The organism is Burkholderia seminalis DSM 23518, from assembly GCF_902832885.1.
GTDB classification, from domain to species: Bacteria; Pseudomonadota; Gammaproteobacteria; order Burkholderiales; family Burkholderiaceae; genus Burkholderia; species Burkholderia seminalis.
This window is the reverse complement of the sequence record NZ_CADFDK010000004.1, coordinates 559,291-572,515: the sequence shown is the minus strand read 5'-3', so window position 1 is coordinate 572,515 and position 13,225 is coordinate 559,291. Positions and strand designations below refer to the sequence as shown.

Sequence of the window (13,225 nt, the reverse complement as noted above, 5' to 3'; positions counted from 1 at the left end):
TATTCGCTTGGCCGGAACCTTTGACAACCACCGAACGACAATCCGCCCAGCAATGAACAGGAAGGAAGCCAAAACAAGAATCGCGGTGCTGCTCTCCGCGGGAACGAGGAAGGCCGACGCACTGGCCGAACTGTCAGGACAGGGGCTCAAGGATCGCGTGCTCGCGCACCTGATCGCGTCGCGCCCCGACCCCGAGCGCTGCCGCAAGAACAAGGTGCACATCCGGATCCTGGTCGCGCTCGGTATCGCCCAGCTGGCGATCAGCCTCATGCTCGCGTATTACTTCTTCGCAAGCGGCGCCGGCAATGTCCTCGTGCTCGTGTTCCTCGCGTTGACCGTGCCGCTGTCGCTGCTGTTCATCTGGGGTTTTGCGACGAATCGCGTCGGCGCCTATCACGCGTTCATCCTGCTGTCGCTGCTGCAGTTGCCGAAGACCATCGCCGAGCTCGGACGCGACCCGTCGACCGCGCTGCCCAGCCTCTTGATCACGGCTCTGCTGGTGGGCTACGTGTGGTACGTGCGCAACCGGATGTTCCCCGACTACGGCTGGTTCACGCCGCGCAAGGTCGAAGGCCGCTACGCGTTCGTCGAACACGCCTGACGCCGCACCCGCGCCGACGCCAGACACAAAAAAGGCGCCGGGCCGCCCCGCAATCGCGGGACGGCCCGGCGCCTTCTGCATTCCGGAACCGGTCGCCTTACTTGGCCTTTTCGGCCGTATCGCTGATCGCCTGACCACCCTTCGAAATGTCCTGGCCCACGCCGGCGACCGTATTGCATCCGGCGAGCGCGGCGGTCACCACCAGCAGCATTGCAGCAATCGTACGCGTCATTCTCATTCTCCTTCGAATCAACAAGCCCGACCGGGCGAATCGTGTGTGGCCCGGCGCACGACAGGTGCCGGACACGGGGCCTGACCTGATTATACGGAGACGGAAGCGGCGCGCCAGCACCAACCCGCCGCGTGTTACCCGCGCCACACAGCCGGTCGCGCAGATTTTCCTTGACTTCATTGCGTCACGAACTAATATACGCATCGCGTATATTTTCCGTCAGGAGCCGCCGATGACCGTTCCCCAGCAAGCCTTCCTCCGCGACGCGATGCGCCGCCTCAACATGACCCGCGAAGCGTTCGCCAATCGTATCGGCGTCAGCCGGCGCGCGCTCGATACGTGGCTGCTGCCCGACGACTCGCAGGAATCGCGCGGGATGCCCGAGATCGTCGAGCGCTTCGTGTCGGAAATCGTCGAGCGCTCGGCACCGGATGGCGGGGACTATACGCAAAGCGTAGACAAGCAAGGACTCTCGAAGCAGTTCCTGTTCGAAGGCAAGCCGCAGCTGATCTCGGTCGACCAGTTCTCGCGGGACTCGGTCGAGGCGCTGTTCCGCGTGGCCGACGTGATGCAACCGATCGCGCGCCGCCACAAGATCTCGCGCGTGCTGGAAGGCGCGGTGCTCGGCAACCTGTTCTTCGAGGCCAGCACGCGCACCCGCGTATCGTTCGGCGCGGCCTTCTGCCGGCTCGGCGGCTCGGTATGCGACACGACGGGCTTCACGTTCTCGTCGATGGCCAAGGGCGAATCGATCTACGACACGAGCCGCGTGATGGCCGGCTACGTCGACGCGCTCGTGATCCGCCATCCGGAGAAAGGCTCGGTGGCCGAGTTCGCGCGCGCCACCAACCTGCCCGTGATCAACGGCGGCGACGGCCCCGGCGAACATCCGAGCCAGGCGCTGCTCGATCTCTATACGATCCAGCGCGAGTTCTCGCGGCTCGGCAAGATCGTCGACGGCGCGCACATCGCGTTGGTCGGCGACCTGAAGTACGGCCGTACCGTGCACTCGCTCGTCAAGCTGCTCGCGTTGTACCGCGGGCTGAAGTTCACGCTCGTGTCGCCGCCGACGCTCGAGATGCCGGCGTACATCGTCGACCAGATCGCGACGAACGGCCATGTGATCGAGCAGACGACCGACCTCGCGGCCGGATTGCGCGGTGCGGACGTCGTGTACGCGACGCGGATCCAGAAGGAGCGCTTCACCGACGAATCGTTCGAAGGCTACACACCGGATTTCCAGATCAACCAGGCGCTCGTCGATTCGGCGTGCAAGCCGGACACACTGATCATGCACCCGCTGCCGCGCGACAGCCGGCCCGGCGCGAACGACCTGTCGGTCGACCTGAACCGCGACCCGCGTCTAGCCATCTTCCGGCAGACCGACAACGGCATTCCGGTGCGGATGGCGATCTTCGCGGTGCTGCTCGGCGTCGAGAATCTCGTTCAGCATTCGATGCGCGACGCGACGTGGCGCCCGCCTGCCTACCTCGGGCCGGAAGACGCGGTGTTTCACGGGGTGGACTGACATCGCACCGGACATTTAGCGCCCACCCGCCATCGCTGCGGGAGCGCACCGGATTGGCCTGACGCGGAACGCGCCGTCTTGCACGGCGCGTTTTCAATTTCGGCGCAAGGAAAGAGGCAGAAAATCGCGAACTATCGCGCCCAAGGGTCGATGACGCGAAGCCCGAGCGCCTTGAACGGCGCGACGTCGCGCGCGGCCACGATCAGCCCGTTCGCCTCGGCCGTGGCGGCAATGTAACCGTCGGCGACGGCGACCGCGTTGCCTGCGGCACGAGCCCGCGCGCAAAGGCTCGCATACGCTTTGCTCGCCGCATCGTCGAACGGCAGGATCCGACCTCGAAACAGCGGGACGACGCGCTGCTCGATGCCTTGATGCAGCCAGTCCCGCCTGCGCCCCTCCGGCAACGCGGCGACGCCGAACCGCAATTCCGCAAGACTGACCGCCGACAGGAACAGCGTCTCGACGTGCTGCGCATCGAGCCACTCGACGACTGCCGCGCTCGGCTCGCGCCGCAACGGCTCCGAAATGACGTTCGTGTCGACCAGGATCATTCGAAGCTCATCGGAGCGGCTGGCGCCTTGTCGCGCTGGATGCCGAAATCGCCATCGCCTGCCTCCGGCCCGAATTCCGCCAGCAATGTTCCCAGCTTGAGCCGCCCCTCGGGCAGAACGGCTTGTTCGAGGATGTCGCGCACCTCGGCTTCGGTACTGCGACCATGCCGGGCAGCACGAATCCGAAGTGCGCGATGCACTTCGTCGGGCAAATTTCGAACGGTGAGCACTGGCATGACGCGTTCCACCAAGATTGCTTTCAATGCAGTCATTTATCATCTTGCAGTCACACGGACCGAGTCGAGTCGCAACCACTCTAGCCCGCCCGATACCCGCGCCATACTCGGCCCGATCGGCCATCTCTCCGCGCATCGCCGGCCCGCAGCCCTCCGACACATTCGTTAACGATTCCGTCACAAATACAAACAAGAATGCTTCTCATTCAACATGAAATTACATAGAATGCCGCCTGAAAACAAATCGTAATAATTCCCGGCGGCATGCACATTCCTGCACCACACCGTCTCCGGGGCCACCTCGCGAGGTCGAAGCGCATCATGAAGTCCCGTCCCGACGAGCTGAAGCTCGGTACATTCACCACCCTCTGCGGCGTGCTCGCCGCGAGCCCGGCATTCGCCGACGGCACGCCGCCCGCCGCCCCCGCCAGCACCGAAGGCCATCTCGCGCCGATCGAGATCCAGGGCAAGACCGAGCCCAGCTACAAGGCCGACTTTTCCGCTTCCGCGAAATTCACCGCGCCGCTCGTCGACACGCCGAAATCCGTCACCGTGATCCCGCAGGAACTGATCCGCAGCAGCGGCGCGTCGACGCTGACCGAAGCGCTGCGCACCGTACCCGGCATCACGTTCGGCGCCGGCGAAGGCGGCAACCCGCTCGGCGACCGTCCGTTCATCCGCGGCTACGACACGCAGGGCAGCCTGTTCGTCGACGGCATGCGCGACACGGGCGCGACCACGCGCGAGATCTTCAACACCGAGCGCGTCGAGATCACCAAGGGTTCCGACGGCGCCTACGGCGGCCGCGGCGGCGCAGGCGGCAGCATCAACCTGATCACGAAGGCCCCGCACCTCGGCACGACGGCCGCCGCGAGCGCGGGCCTCGGCACCGACCGCTACCGCCGCTTCACGGCCGACGGCAACTGGCAGTTCGCCGATCACGCCGCGTTCCGCCTGAACCTGATGAGCCACAACAACGACGTCGCCGGCCGCGATGCCGTCAACAACGAGCGCTGGGGCGTCGCGCCGTCGATCGCGTTCGGCCTCGGCACGCCGACGCGCGTGACCGCGAGCTACTACCACCTGTCGACGGACGACATGCCCGACGGCGGCATCCCGTACTTCTACACGACGTCGAACAAGCCCGCGAACGTCGACACGATCTATCCGGCGCCCGTCGACCGCCACAACTTCTACGGCCTGATCGACCGCGACTTCCGCAAGACCACGTCGGACATCAGCACGATCAGGATCGAGCACGACATCACGTCGTCGCTGACGATCCGCAACACCACGCGCTACACGGAATCGACGCAGGACTACATCTGGACGCAGCCGGACGACAGTCAGGGCAACGTGGTGAACGGCAAGGTCTGGCGCCGCAACAACAACCGCAACAGCTCGATCAACAGCCTCGCGAACCAGACCGAACTGTTCGGCGAATTCCGCACGGGCCCGTTCAAGCACAGCTTCAGTACCGGCATCGAGCTGTCGCGCGAATGGGGCAAGCGCGATTCGTACACGGTCGCGACCGACACCGGCAAGATCTGCCAGAAAGGCATCGGCGCCGCGTCGGGCTACAACTGCACGAGCCTGTGGTCGCCGAACCCGAACGACCCGTGGGCCGGTTCGATCACGCGCAACAACGACTACACGCATGCGCGCACCACGACGAAGTCGATCTACGGTTTCGACACGATCGAGATCACGCCGCGCTGGCAGGTGAACGCCGGCGTGCGTGTCGACGACTACTCGACCCGCTTCACCGACACCAAGGCCAACGGCGGCAAGACCACCACCCGCGACGACACGCTGTTCAACTGGCAAGCCGGCCTCGTGTTCAAGCCCGCACGGAACGGCAGCATCTATGCGTCGTATGCGACGTCGTCGACGCCGGCCGGCATGATGCTCGGCGAAGGCAGCGAAACGCAGTCGCTCACGCCGGGCCGCGGCGGCGTCGGTGCGAACGCCGATCAGCTGTCGCCGGAAAAGAACCGCAGCATCGAGCTCGGCACGAAGTGGAACGTGCTGAACGACAAGCTGTCGCTGACGGCCGCACTGTTCCAGATCGACACGACGAACGCGCGCGTGACGCTGCCGAACAACCAGTACGCGATGGTCGGCAACAAGCGCGTGCAAGGCCTCGAACTCGGCCTCGCCGGCCAGATCACGAAGCAGTGGCAGGTGTTCGGCGGTTACACCTACATGAAGAGCGAGTTGCGCGACAACGGCAAGGACCGCGCGAACAACGGCAACCGCTTCCCCAACACGCCGAAACACAGCCTCACGATGTGGTCGAACTACGACGTGACGCCGAAGTTCACGGTCGGCGGCGGCGCGTTCTACATGTCGGAAGTGTTCGGCGATCCCGCGAACCTGCGCGCCGTGCCGTCGTACTGGCGCTTCGACGCGATGGCGCAGTACCGGATCAACAAGAAGCTGGATCTGCAGCTGAACGTGAACAACCTGTTCAACCGCACGTACTTCGATCAGGCGTATCCGGCGCACTATGCGTCGATCGCGCCGGGCCGCTCGGCGTTCGTCACGCTGAACGCGCGCTACTGATCGATGGAGGCCGTGTCGCTGAAGGCGCTCGCGTCGGTATCGCCGCGCGAGTTCGCCGACATCCTGGCCGGGCCGCCCGAGCGCGCCGCCGCGTGGGTCGCGGCGGCCGCCGGCCACGGCATCGTCGATGCGCAGGCCGTCTACGGGCAGTACCTGCTCGACGGGCACGGCGTCGCGCGCGATCCGGCGGCCGCGTTCGACTGGTTCCGGTATGCGGCCCGAGCCGGCCATCCGATGGCGATGAACATGCTCGGCCGCTGCTACGAGTTCGGCTGGGGCACGGCCGCCTGCGCGCCGGTCGCCGTGTACTGGTACCGGCTCGCCGCGCAGGCGGGGCTCGACTGGGGCATGTACAACTACGCGACGGCGCTCGCGCTCGGCAACGGCGTCGACGAGAACCGCCCCGACGCGCTCGACTGGTTCCGCCGTGCGGCCGCGCTCGGCCATGCGAAGTCGATCAACCTGATCGGCGGCTTCTACGAGGATGGCTGGGTCGTACCGGTCGACACCGGTGCCGCGTTCGACCACTATCGCCGCGCGGCCGAAGCCGGCGACTTCCGCGGCCAGTTCAACTATGCGCGGCTGCTCGCCGAGCGCGGGCACATCGACGAAGCGCTCGACTGGCTCGCGCGCGTGCCGGCCACCGCGACGCCCGCGTTCGTCGCGAAGATGCGCGCGTATCTCGCGTCGTCGCCCGTCGACGCCTTTCGCTCGGCAGCCATGCAACTGGCGCCGCACCCGATGGAATCCGCATCATGATGCTTCATGTCCCCGGTGTACTGACCCAGGCGCAGGTCGCGCAATGCCGCGACCTGCTCGATGCCGCCGAATGGGTCGACGGCAACGCGACGTCCGGCGCGCAGTCGGCGCTCGCGAAACGCAACCGGCAGTTGCCGGAAGGCTCGCCCGTCGCGCGTGCCGTCGGCGACGCGATCCAGGATGCGCTCGCGCGCCATCCGCTGTTCTTTTCGGCGGCGCTGCCGTTGAAGGTATTCCCGCCGCTGTTCAATCGCTATGCCGGCGGCGAGACGTTCGACACGCACGTCGACAACGCGATCCGGCTGCTGCGCGGCACCGATTTCCGCGTGCGCAGCGATCTGTCGGCGACGCTGTTTCTCGCGGAACCCGATGCGTACGACGGCGGCGAGCTGTGCGTCGAGGATACGTACGGCGTGCATCGCGCGAAGCTGCCGGCGGGCGATCTCGTGCTGTATCCCGCGTCGAGCCTGCATCACGTGACGCCGGTGACGCGCGGCGAGCGCGTCGCGTCGTTCTTCTGGATCCAGAGCATGGTGCGCGACGACGGCGACCGCACGCTGCTGTTCCAGCTCGATACGCAGATTCAGGCGCTTTCCGCGGAAAAAGGCGCGAAGGATCCGATGGTCATTGCGTTGACGGGGATTTATCACAACCTGTTGAGGAAGTGGGCCGATGCGTAGCGCGAACCGGTAACGCCGCCCTTTCCGGCGCCACGCGTTGCGCACGCGTGACGCCCGGCGCTTGCGTCGGGTCGAAATGCTGGCCTAAAATGACCATCGTCATATGACCATGCTCATATCATGATGCCTCACGCTCCCGTATCGAAATCCGAATTCAAGGCTCGCGCACTCGAATACTTCCGGCTCGTCGAGTCGTCGGGCGAAAGCCTGATCGTCACCGATCACGGCAAGCCGACGCTCGAAATCCGGCCGTATCACGCACGCGAGGCTCAGCCGTTGGACATATTGCGCGGCTCGGTCATGCGCTACGACAATCCTCTCGATCCGATTGCGGAAGATGATTGGGAGGCGTCGCGGTGATCGTGCTGGATACGCATGCATTGGTATGGTGGGCGGCGGGCGACGCATCGCTCAGCAAGAAAGCGCGCAGCGCGATCGATCGCGCACGCAGCGAAGGCGGGCTCGCCGCGTCGGCGATCTCCGCGTGGGAGATCGCCATGCTGGTGCGCAACGATCGCCTCGCCCTGACGATGGATGTCGACGCGTGGCTCGCCACCGTCGCGCAGATCGACGGCATGCGGTTCGTGCCCGTCGACGCCGACATCGCCGCGAAATCCACCGACCTGCCCGGCACGTTCCACAAGGATCCGGCCGACCGCATGATCGTTGCAACCGCACGGCGGCTCGGCGCGCCGCTCGTCACCCGAGACGAAAAAATCCGCGCGTACGCGCACGTGAAGACACTCTGGTAAGCATCGCCCGCCTGCGGGCCCAATCGTCGCGCGTCCCCGGCCGGACTCTGGCATATTGACGATTCGTCTGACCAGAACGACCACGGCCGCCTCACCCCATCGGTTCGTGGCCTGCCACCGTCGTCGCGCCACTTGCCCGCTACCGTGATATCGCTCTCCGATCCCGCCGTCCGGTCGATCCCCCTGATGGAGTCGCACGAAGGGTTCGTCGATCTCGCTTCCTTCGATGAACGCATCGCCGTCGACCACTCGCGCAGCGTCGTGGCGAACACGAGTCCGCATTTCCTGAAGGTTCGCCGCGGTGTCGCGCAAAGGCTGACCGCCGCCGCGCACGCGCTCCCGGCCGGCCTGCGCCTGTATGTGAAGGAAGGCTATCGCCCGCTCGCCCTTCAGCGCGAATACTTCGCCAGCCACCTCGCGGCGCTGCGCGCGACGCTGAATCCGCTGCCGGCCGATGACGTGCTGGTCGAACTCGCGAGCCACTATGTCGCGCCGCCCGAGGTCGCCGCTCACCCGACCGGTGCCGCCGTCGACCTCACGCTGATTTCGGCAGACGGCGTCGAAGCCGACATGGGCAGCATCATGAACGCCACCGACCAGGAATCGTCCGGTGCGTGCTACACGCACAACGCGTTCATCAGCCGCCCGGCCGCACGCAACCGCCAGATATTGAGCGCCGCGCTGGCCAGCGCCGGCTTCACGAATTACCCGTCCGAATGGTGGCACTGGTCGTTCGGCGATCGCTATTGGGCCCTCATCAAGAACGAATCGCACGCCATTTACGGTCCTGTCGAGGAAAGCATGCTCGACGAGACATCGCGATGACAGTCTTGCCGGCCTGACGGGCGCGCCTCGGTAACATCCTCACTTGCCGATCCCCGCCCGCTCCCGCACAATCGCAGCACCTGCCTCACTCCCCCCGCGCCGATGTCCTATGCATCACTTGCCACCGGCGTCCTGCTCGCGGGCGGCCTTGGTCAACGCTTCGACCCGAGCGGCCTGCACAGCAAGCTGCTCGCGGTGCTTCCCGACGGTACGCCGGTGGCGGTCGCCGCCGCCCGCCGTCTCGCGGTGGCCACGGCCGACGTGATCGCGGTCGTCCGTCCCGGCGCCGAGAAACTCGCGATTCTGCTGAACGAAGCCGGCTGTCATGTCGTCTATGCGCCCGACGCGTTGCGCGGCATGGGCGCCAGCCTCGCGGCCGGCGTCCGCACGGCGCCCGACGCAAGCGGCTGGCTCGTCGCGCTCGCCGACATGCCGTGGATCGCCGCGGCCACCTACGAAACGGTCACACGCGCGCTCGAAGCCGACGACGCCTCGATCGTGGCGCCCGCCTATCGCGGCGTACGCGGCCATCCGGTCGGTTTCGCCGCGCACCATTTCGATGCGCTCGCCGCCCTCGACGGCGACACGGGCGCCCGCGCGCTGTTCGCCAGTGCGCCGGTGAAACTGCTCGAGGTCGACGATCCCGGCATCCTGCGCGACGTCGATACGCCTGCGGATTTACGCTGACCGCGATCGCGCGGGAGCCCGCGCCCGGCACGATCCCGCACGCAAACCGCCCACGCGCGAACTTCCCCGACGCTCGCCGACCGGCGGCAACAATCCCGCTGCAAACGTGCGCCCGATTGGCTATAACGGAGACGAGGCGCACCCGCCGCGCCGCCGTCACGCACTGCGCGAGTTCTCCATGACCGACCACACGACCCCGACGCCCGAGCCACCGGCCGACCCGAACCGCGATCCGGAAGACGACCCGCTGTCGTCGCCGCCCGGTCATCACGACAACCCGCAACAACCGGACGGACCGCCGAGCAAGGACCCGGTTTAGCCGCGCATCGGCTGCCGCGCGCCTTCATGGCCGGGTTTCCGTCATGCGCGATCGCCGCATGACGCGGCCTAGCGCGCCGTATACCCGCCGTCGACCGGCAGCGACACGCCGCTGATCATCGACGCCGCGTCGCTCAGCAAAAACAGGATCGGCTCGACGACTTCGTCGGGTTCCGCAAAGCGCCCGAGCGGAATCGCGGCCAGCATCGGCGCGCGCTTCTCCGGCTCGCTCCACGCGAACTGCGCCATCGGCGTGAGCGTGACGGTCGGGTTCACGCTGTTCACACGAATGCCGTGCGGCCCGAGTTCGATGCACAGCACGCGCGTGATCGCGTCCATCGCCGCCTTCGACGCGCAGTAGCTCAAATGCGCGGGCAGGCCGACCAGCGCGGCCTGGCTCGACACGTTGACGATGCTGCCCCGTGCACGGGCCGCGCCGCGCGCGTCGCGTTCGATCATCTTCCGCGCGACGGCGCGCGCGACGAGCGCCGCACCGCGCGCATTGACGGCCATCACGCGATCGAACTGTTCGGCGCCGACCTCGAGCGCCGGTTCGAGCGACGCGATCCCCGCGCAATTGACGAGGCCGTCGAACGCATCGTGCGCGGCGAGCGCCGCGTCGATCGCACGCTCGTCGCCGCCGACGTCGATGCGCAGTGTCTCGCACGCGGTCTCGCCGGCCAGCGCATCGAGCGCGGCCATGTCGCGCGCCGCCGCGACGACCTGCGCACCGGCCTGCGCCAGCGCGACCGCGCACGCGCGCCCGATCCCGCTCGATGCCCCCGTGACGAGCACCCGCGCACCGCTGAAATCGAATCGTGAGTTCATGATGTGCCCAGCCTGTGCATGATCGGCTTGAGTGCCGGATACAGCGCCGTGTAGAGCGAGAAACGCGCGTCGTACGTCGCGGCGCGGCCGGCGTCGGGCCGCGCACGCTCGACGAGCGTGACCCAGCCCCCTTGCGCCTCGTCGTGCGGCACGAGCCCCGCCCCGACAGCCGCGAGCAGCGCGGCGCCCATCGCGGCTTCGACGTCCTGCTCGATCGTCCACACCGGAAAACCCGTCACGTCGGCGATGATCTGCATCCACAGCGCCGAATGCGCGGCGCCGCCGACGACGATCAACCGGTCGTCCAGCGCGACCGCGCCGCGCCGGCCGGCCTCGATGTTGTGGCGCAACGCGAACGCGACGCCTTCGAGCACCGCGCGATACAGGTGCGCGCGCGTATGCGCGAGACTCAGCCCGACGAATGCGCCGCTGGCCTTCGCATCCCACACCGGGCTGCGCTCGCCCATCAGGTACGGCAGGAACAGCACGCCGTCGGCGCCGGCCGGCACGTGCTCGGCCGCCGCCTCGAGCAGCACGTGCGGATCGCCGTGCGGCAGCAGGCGCGCCGCATCGATTTCCGCCTGGCAGAACTGGTCGCGGAACCACGCAACCGACGCGCCGGCCGTGATCGCGCCGCCGAACACGTACAGGTCGCGCTGCCCGTCGAACACGTGCGGCATGCTGACGAGCCCGTGCCGCGCATCGACATGCCGGCTCACGTAGCCCCAGCACATGCTGGTGCCGATCATCGCGACATGCTGCCCGGTACGCGTCGCGCCGGCCGCGAAGGTCGCGACGGCCGCGTCGACACCGCCCGCGACGACAGGCGTGCCGGCCGGCAAGCCGAGCTGCTCCGTCCACTGCGACAGCAGCCCGCCGACGATCTCCGTCGAATCGACGAGCCGCTCGGGCATCATCGTCGCCGGAATGCCGAGCATGTCGAGCGCGTCGTCGGACCACTCGCGGCGCGCGACGTCGTACACGCCGCCGATGTTGCCGGCCGAACTGTGATCGACCGCCACTTCGCCGGTCAGCAGGTAGATCACGTACGCGTTCGGCGGCAGGAAATAGCGCACGTTCGCCCACACATCAGGCCGCTGGCCGCGCAACCACAGCATCTTCGTGAAGCCGTAGTAGCTGTCGACGCCATTGCCCGTGATCACGCGCAGCCGCTCGACGTTCACGTGTTCGTTGACCCAGTCGACTTCCGCGGTCGCGCGCCGGTCCATCCAGATCAGGCACGGATGCAGCGGCCGCATGTCGATGTCGACCGGAATGCCCGAGCCGCCGTACAGGCTGCTCACGCACACCGCGCGGATCGCAGCGGCCGGCACGCCCTGCGCACGCGCGTCGCGCACGCAGCCCGCGATGCACTCGAGCACCGCGTCGAACCAGACCTGCGGCCACTGCTCGGCCCACAGCGGGCGCGGCGTATCGGGCTGGTAGCCGGCCGCGTGCCGCGCGACGATCGTGCCATGCCGGTCGACCAGCAGCGCCTTGGTGCTTTGCGTGCCGATGTCGACGCCAATCACGTATTCCATGATGTCTCCGGTAACGCGCACGCCGGCCGCATCAGCGGGCCGGCTTCAGCAGCACCTTGATCGATTCGGGCGATTTCGCGACGCGGATCGCGTCGTCCCAGTCCTCGAGCGCGAAATCGTGCGTGACGATGCCTTTCGACGTGACGAGCCCGCGCGCGAGCAGGTCGATCGCGACCGGATAGCAGTATGGCCCCAGGTGCGCGCCGCGCACGTCGAGCTCCTTGCGGTCGCCGATGATCGACCAGTCGACCGTCGCATCCTCGCCGAACACGCTGAATTCGACGAAGCGGCCGAGCTTGCGGATCAGGTCGAGCCCCTGGTTCACGCCGACCGGCGCACCGGTCGTCTCGATGTACACGTCGCAGCCGTAGCCGTCGGTCAGCGCGCGGACGATCTCGCGCGCATCGTCGCGCGTCGGGTTGATCGTCACGTCGGCGCCGTACTGCCGCGCGAGTTCGAGCCGTTCGTCGATCAGGTCGATCACGACGAGCCGCTTCGGCGTCTTCAGGTGCGCGACCTGCGTCATCATCAGCCCCAGCGGGCCCGCGCCGGCAATCACGACGACGTCGTCGAGCTGGACGTCACCGCGGTTCACCGTGTGGATCGCGCACGACAGCGGCTCGATGATCGCCGCATCCTCGAGCGATACGCCGAGCGGGATCTTGTGGACGATCGCGGTCGGCGGGATGCGCATGTAGTCGGCCATCCCGCCGTCGGCGACCTCGCGCTGGAAGCCGAAGATGTTGTGCACTTCGCACATCCAGTACTGGCCCGACTTGCAATAGCGGCACTTGCCGCACGGCACGATCTGCTCGGCGATCACGCGATCGCCCGGCGCCACGCCGAAATGCTCGGCCGCGCCTTCGCCGAGCGCTTCGACGTAACCGAAGAATTCATGGCCGGGAATCACGGGCGCCTTCACCCACGGGCTCGGGCCGCCCCAGAACATCTTCGCGCCGGTATAGCACTTGCAGTCGCTCGCGCAGATCCCGCACGCGGCGATGCGGATCACGAGCTCGTTCGCACCGGGGCGCGGCTTCGCGACCTGCTCGACGCGGTAATCCTCGGGGCCGTGGCAGACGACCGCGGTCATCCGCGGCTGGGCTTCGGGTGTCGTCATGA

At 67.2% G+C, this 13,225-nt stretch carries 16 protein-coding genes; 10 read left to right on the top strand and 6 right to left on the bottom strand.

Annotated elements, in window-relative coordinates; genetic code table 11:
* Window positions 1-52 precede the first annotated feature (52 nt).
* Window positions 53-601, top strand: coding sequence for a hypothetical protein (locus tag HWX00_RS16705; protein WP_049030176.1), 549 nt, complete (start codon window positions 53-55; stop codon window positions 599-601).
* A gap of 97 nt (window positions 602-698) precedes the next feature.
* Here HWX00_RS16705 and HWX00_RS16700 read toward each other — a convergent pair whose 3' ends face one another.
* On the bottom strand, window positions 699-833 hold the full coding sequence (locus HWX00_RS16700) for an entericidin A/B family lipoprotein (protein ID WP_021158165.1): 135 nt from the start codon (window positions 831-833) through the stop codon (window positions 699-701).
* Between the two features lie 232 nt (window positions 834-1,065).
* On the opposite strand from HWX00_RS16700, the gene HWX00_RS16695 reads away from it, so the two are divergent.
* Window positions 1,066-2,361, top strand: a complete 1,296-nt coding sequence (locus tag HWX00_RS16695) for an aspartate carbamoyltransferase (protein ID WP_034189438.1) — start codon at window positions 1,066-1,068, stop codon at window positions 2,359-2,361.
* A gap of 131 nt (window positions 2,362-2,492) precedes the next feature.
* On the opposite strand, the gene HWX00_RS16690 is transcribed toward HWX00_RS16695, so the two are convergent.
* Both HWX00_RS16690 and HWX00_RS16685 read right to left on the bottom strand, forming a co-directional pair.
* The gene (locus HWX00_RS16690; protein ID WP_059556772.1) at window positions 2,493-2,912 is read right to left on the bottom strand and encodes a type II toxin-antitoxin system VapC family toxin; all 420 of its coding nucleotides are present in this window, start codon (window positions 2,910-2,912) and stop codon (window positions 2,493-2,495) included.
* Window positions 2,909-3,148 (bottom strand): FitA-like ribbon-helix-helix domain-containing protein, encoded by a 240-nt coding sequence (locus tag HWX00_RS16685; RefSeq protein WP_069706871.1) that lies wholly within the window; start codon window positions 3,146-3,148, stop codon window positions 2,909-2,911. Before HWX00_RS16685 ends, HWX00_RS16690 begins: the two co-directional genes overlap by 4 nt.
* A gap of 321 nt (window positions 3,149-3,469) precedes the next feature.
* Here HWX00_RS16685 and HWX00_RS16680 point away from each other — a divergent pair, with 321 nt between their 5' ends.
* The 8 genes from HWX00_RS16680 (at window position 3,470) to HWX00_RS16645 (ending at window position 9,735) form a co-directional block, all read left to right on the top strand.
* Window positions 3,470-5,713 carry a TonB-dependent receptor gene (locus HWX00_RS16680; RefSeq protein WP_175028405.1) on the top strand — a complete coding sequence of 748 codons (2,244 nt, stop codon included), beginning with the start codon at window positions 3,470-3,472 and terminating at the stop codon, window positions 5,711-5,713.
* Between the two features lie 3 nt (window positions 5,714-5,716).
* Window positions 5,717-6,472, top strand: a complete 756-nt coding sequence (locus tag HWX00_RS16675; protein WP_175028406.1) for a tetratricopeptide repeat protein — start codon at window positions 5,717-5,719, stop codon at window positions 6,470-6,472.
* Entirely contained in the window at window positions 6,469-7,152 is a 684-nt protein-coding gene (locus HWX00_RS16670) for a Fe2+-dependent dioxygenase (protein ID WP_034189433.1), read from the top strand. The genes HWX00_RS16675 and HWX00_RS16670 overlap by 4 nt, the downstream gene beginning before the upstream one ends.
* A gap of 120 nt (window positions 7,153-7,272) precedes the next feature.
* Window positions 7,273-7,512, top strand: coding sequence for a type II toxin-antitoxin system Phd/YefM family antitoxin (locus tag HWX00_RS16665; protein ID WP_048245635.1), 240 nt, complete (start codon window positions 7,273-7,275; stop codon window positions 7,510-7,512).
* Window positions 7,509-7,904 carry a type II toxin-antitoxin system VapC family toxin gene (locus HWX00_RS16660; RefSeq protein ID WP_059556955.1) on the top strand — a complete coding sequence of 132 codons (396 nt, stop codon included), beginning with the start codon at window positions 7,509-7,511 and terminating at the stop codon, window positions 7,902-7,904. Before HWX00_RS16665 ends, HWX00_RS16660 begins: the two co-directional genes overlap by 4 nt.
* A gap of 186 nt (window positions 7,905-8,090) precedes the next feature.
* Window positions 8,091-8,729: a M15 family metallopeptidase gene (locus HWX00_RS16655; RefSeq protein ID WP_226194099.1), complete on the top strand. Its 639-nt coding sequence runs from the start codon at window positions 8,091-8,093 to the stop codon at window positions 8,727-8,729.
* Window positions 8,730-8,831: 102 nt separating this feature from the next.
* A complete protein-coding gene (locus HWX00_RS16650; protein WP_175028407.1) occupies window positions 8,832-9,416 on the top strand; it encodes a nucleotidyltransferase family protein in 585 nt (194 codons plus the stop codon).
* A 178-nt stretch (window positions 9,417-9,594) separates the two neighbouring features.
* Window positions 9,595-9,735, top strand: a complete 141-nt coding sequence (locus HWX00_RS16645; protein WP_021158153.1) for a hypothetical protein — start codon at window positions 9,595-9,597, stop codon at window positions 9,733-9,735.
* A gap of 68 nt (window positions 9,736-9,803) precedes the next feature.
* Here HWX00_RS16645 and HWX00_RS16640 read toward each other — a convergent pair whose 3' ends face one another.
* The 3 genes from HWX00_RS16640 to HWX00_RS16630 are packed head-to-tail and all read right to left on the bottom strand — an operon-like array spanning window position 9,804 to window position 13,223.
* Window positions 9,804-10,562, bottom strand: coding sequence for an SDR family oxidoreductase (locus HWX00_RS16640; protein WP_175028408.1), 759 nt, complete (start codon window positions 10,560-10,562; stop codon window positions 9,804-9,806).
* Entirely contained in the window at window positions 10,559-12,103 is a 1,545-nt protein-coding gene (locus HWX00_RS16635; protein WP_175028409.1) for an FGGY-family carbohydrate kinase, read from the bottom strand. Before HWX00_RS16635 ends, HWX00_RS16640 begins: the two co-directional genes overlap by 4 nt.
* Before the next feature lie 31 nt (window positions 12,104-12,134).
* Entirely contained in the window at window positions 12,135-13,223 is a 1,089-nt protein-coding gene (locus HWX00_RS16630) for an alcohol dehydrogenase catalytic domain-containing protein (protein ID WP_175028410.1), read from the bottom strand.
* Between the last annotated feature and the right edge of the window lie 2 nt (window positions 13,224-13,225).

Excerpts from the sequence above, each read along its gene's own strand:
- HWX00_RS16705 (WP_049030176.1), top strand. The coding sequence starts at position 53 with ATGAACAGGAAGGAAGCCAAAACAAGAATCGCGGTGCTGCTCTCCGCG.
- HWX00_RS16700 (WP_021158165.1), bottom strand. The coding sequence starts at position 833 with ATGACGCGTACGATTGCTGCAATGCTGCTGGTGGTGACCGCCGCGCTC.
- HWX00_RS16695 (WP_034189438.1), top strand. The coding sequence starts at position 1,066 with ATGACCGTTCCCCAGCAAGCCTTCCTCCGCGACGCGATGCGCCGCCTC.
- HWX00_RS16690 (WP_059556772.1), bottom strand. The coding sequence starts at position 2,912 with ATGATCCTGGTCGACACGAACGTCATTTCGGAGCCGTTGCGGCGCGAG.
- HWX00_RS16685 (WP_069706871.1), bottom strand. The coding sequence starts at position 3,148 with ATGCCAGTGCTCACCGTTCGAAATTTGCCCGACGAAGTGCATCGCGCA.
- HWX00_RS16680 (WP_175028405.1), top strand. The coding sequence starts at position 3,470 with ATGAAGTCCCGTCCCGACGAGCTGAAGCTCGGTACATTCACCACCCTC.
- HWX00_RS16675 (WP_175028406.1), top strand. The coding sequence starts at position 5,717 with ATGGAGGCCGTGTCGCTGAAGGCGCTCGCGTCGGTATCGCCGCGCGAG.
- HWX00_RS16670 (WP_034189433.1), top strand. The coding sequence starts at position 6,469 with ATGATGCTTCATGTCCCCGGTGTACTGACCCAGGCGCAGGTCGCGCAA.
- HWX00_RS16665 (WP_048245635.1), top strand. The coding sequence starts at position 7,273 with ATGATGCCTCACGCTCCCGTATCGAAATCCGAATTCAAGGCTCGCGCA.
- HWX00_RS16655 (WP_226194099.1), top strand. The coding sequence starts at position 8,091 with ATGGAGTCGCACGAAGGGTTCGTCGATCTCGCTTCCTTCGATGAACGC.
- HWX00_RS16650 (WP_175028407.1), top strand. The coding sequence starts at position 8,832 with ATGTCCTATGCATCACTTGCCACCGGCGTCCTGCTCGCGGGCGGCCTT.
- HWX00_RS16645 (WP_021158153.1), top strand. The coding sequence starts at position 9,595 with ATGACCGACCACACGACCCCGACGCCCGAGCCACCGGCCGACCCGAAC.
- HWX00_RS16640 (WP_175028408.1), bottom strand. The coding sequence starts at position 10,562 with ATGAACTCACGATTCGATTTCAGCGGTGCGCGGGTGCTCGTCACGGGG.
- HWX00_RS16635 (WP_175028409.1), bottom strand. The coding sequence starts at position 12,103 with ATGGAATACGTGATTGGCGTCGACATCGGCACGCAAAGCACCAAGGCG.
- HWX00_RS16630 (WP_175028410.1), bottom strand. The coding sequence starts at position 13,223 with ATGACGACACCCGAAGCCCAGCCGCGGATGACCGCGGTCGTCTGCCAC.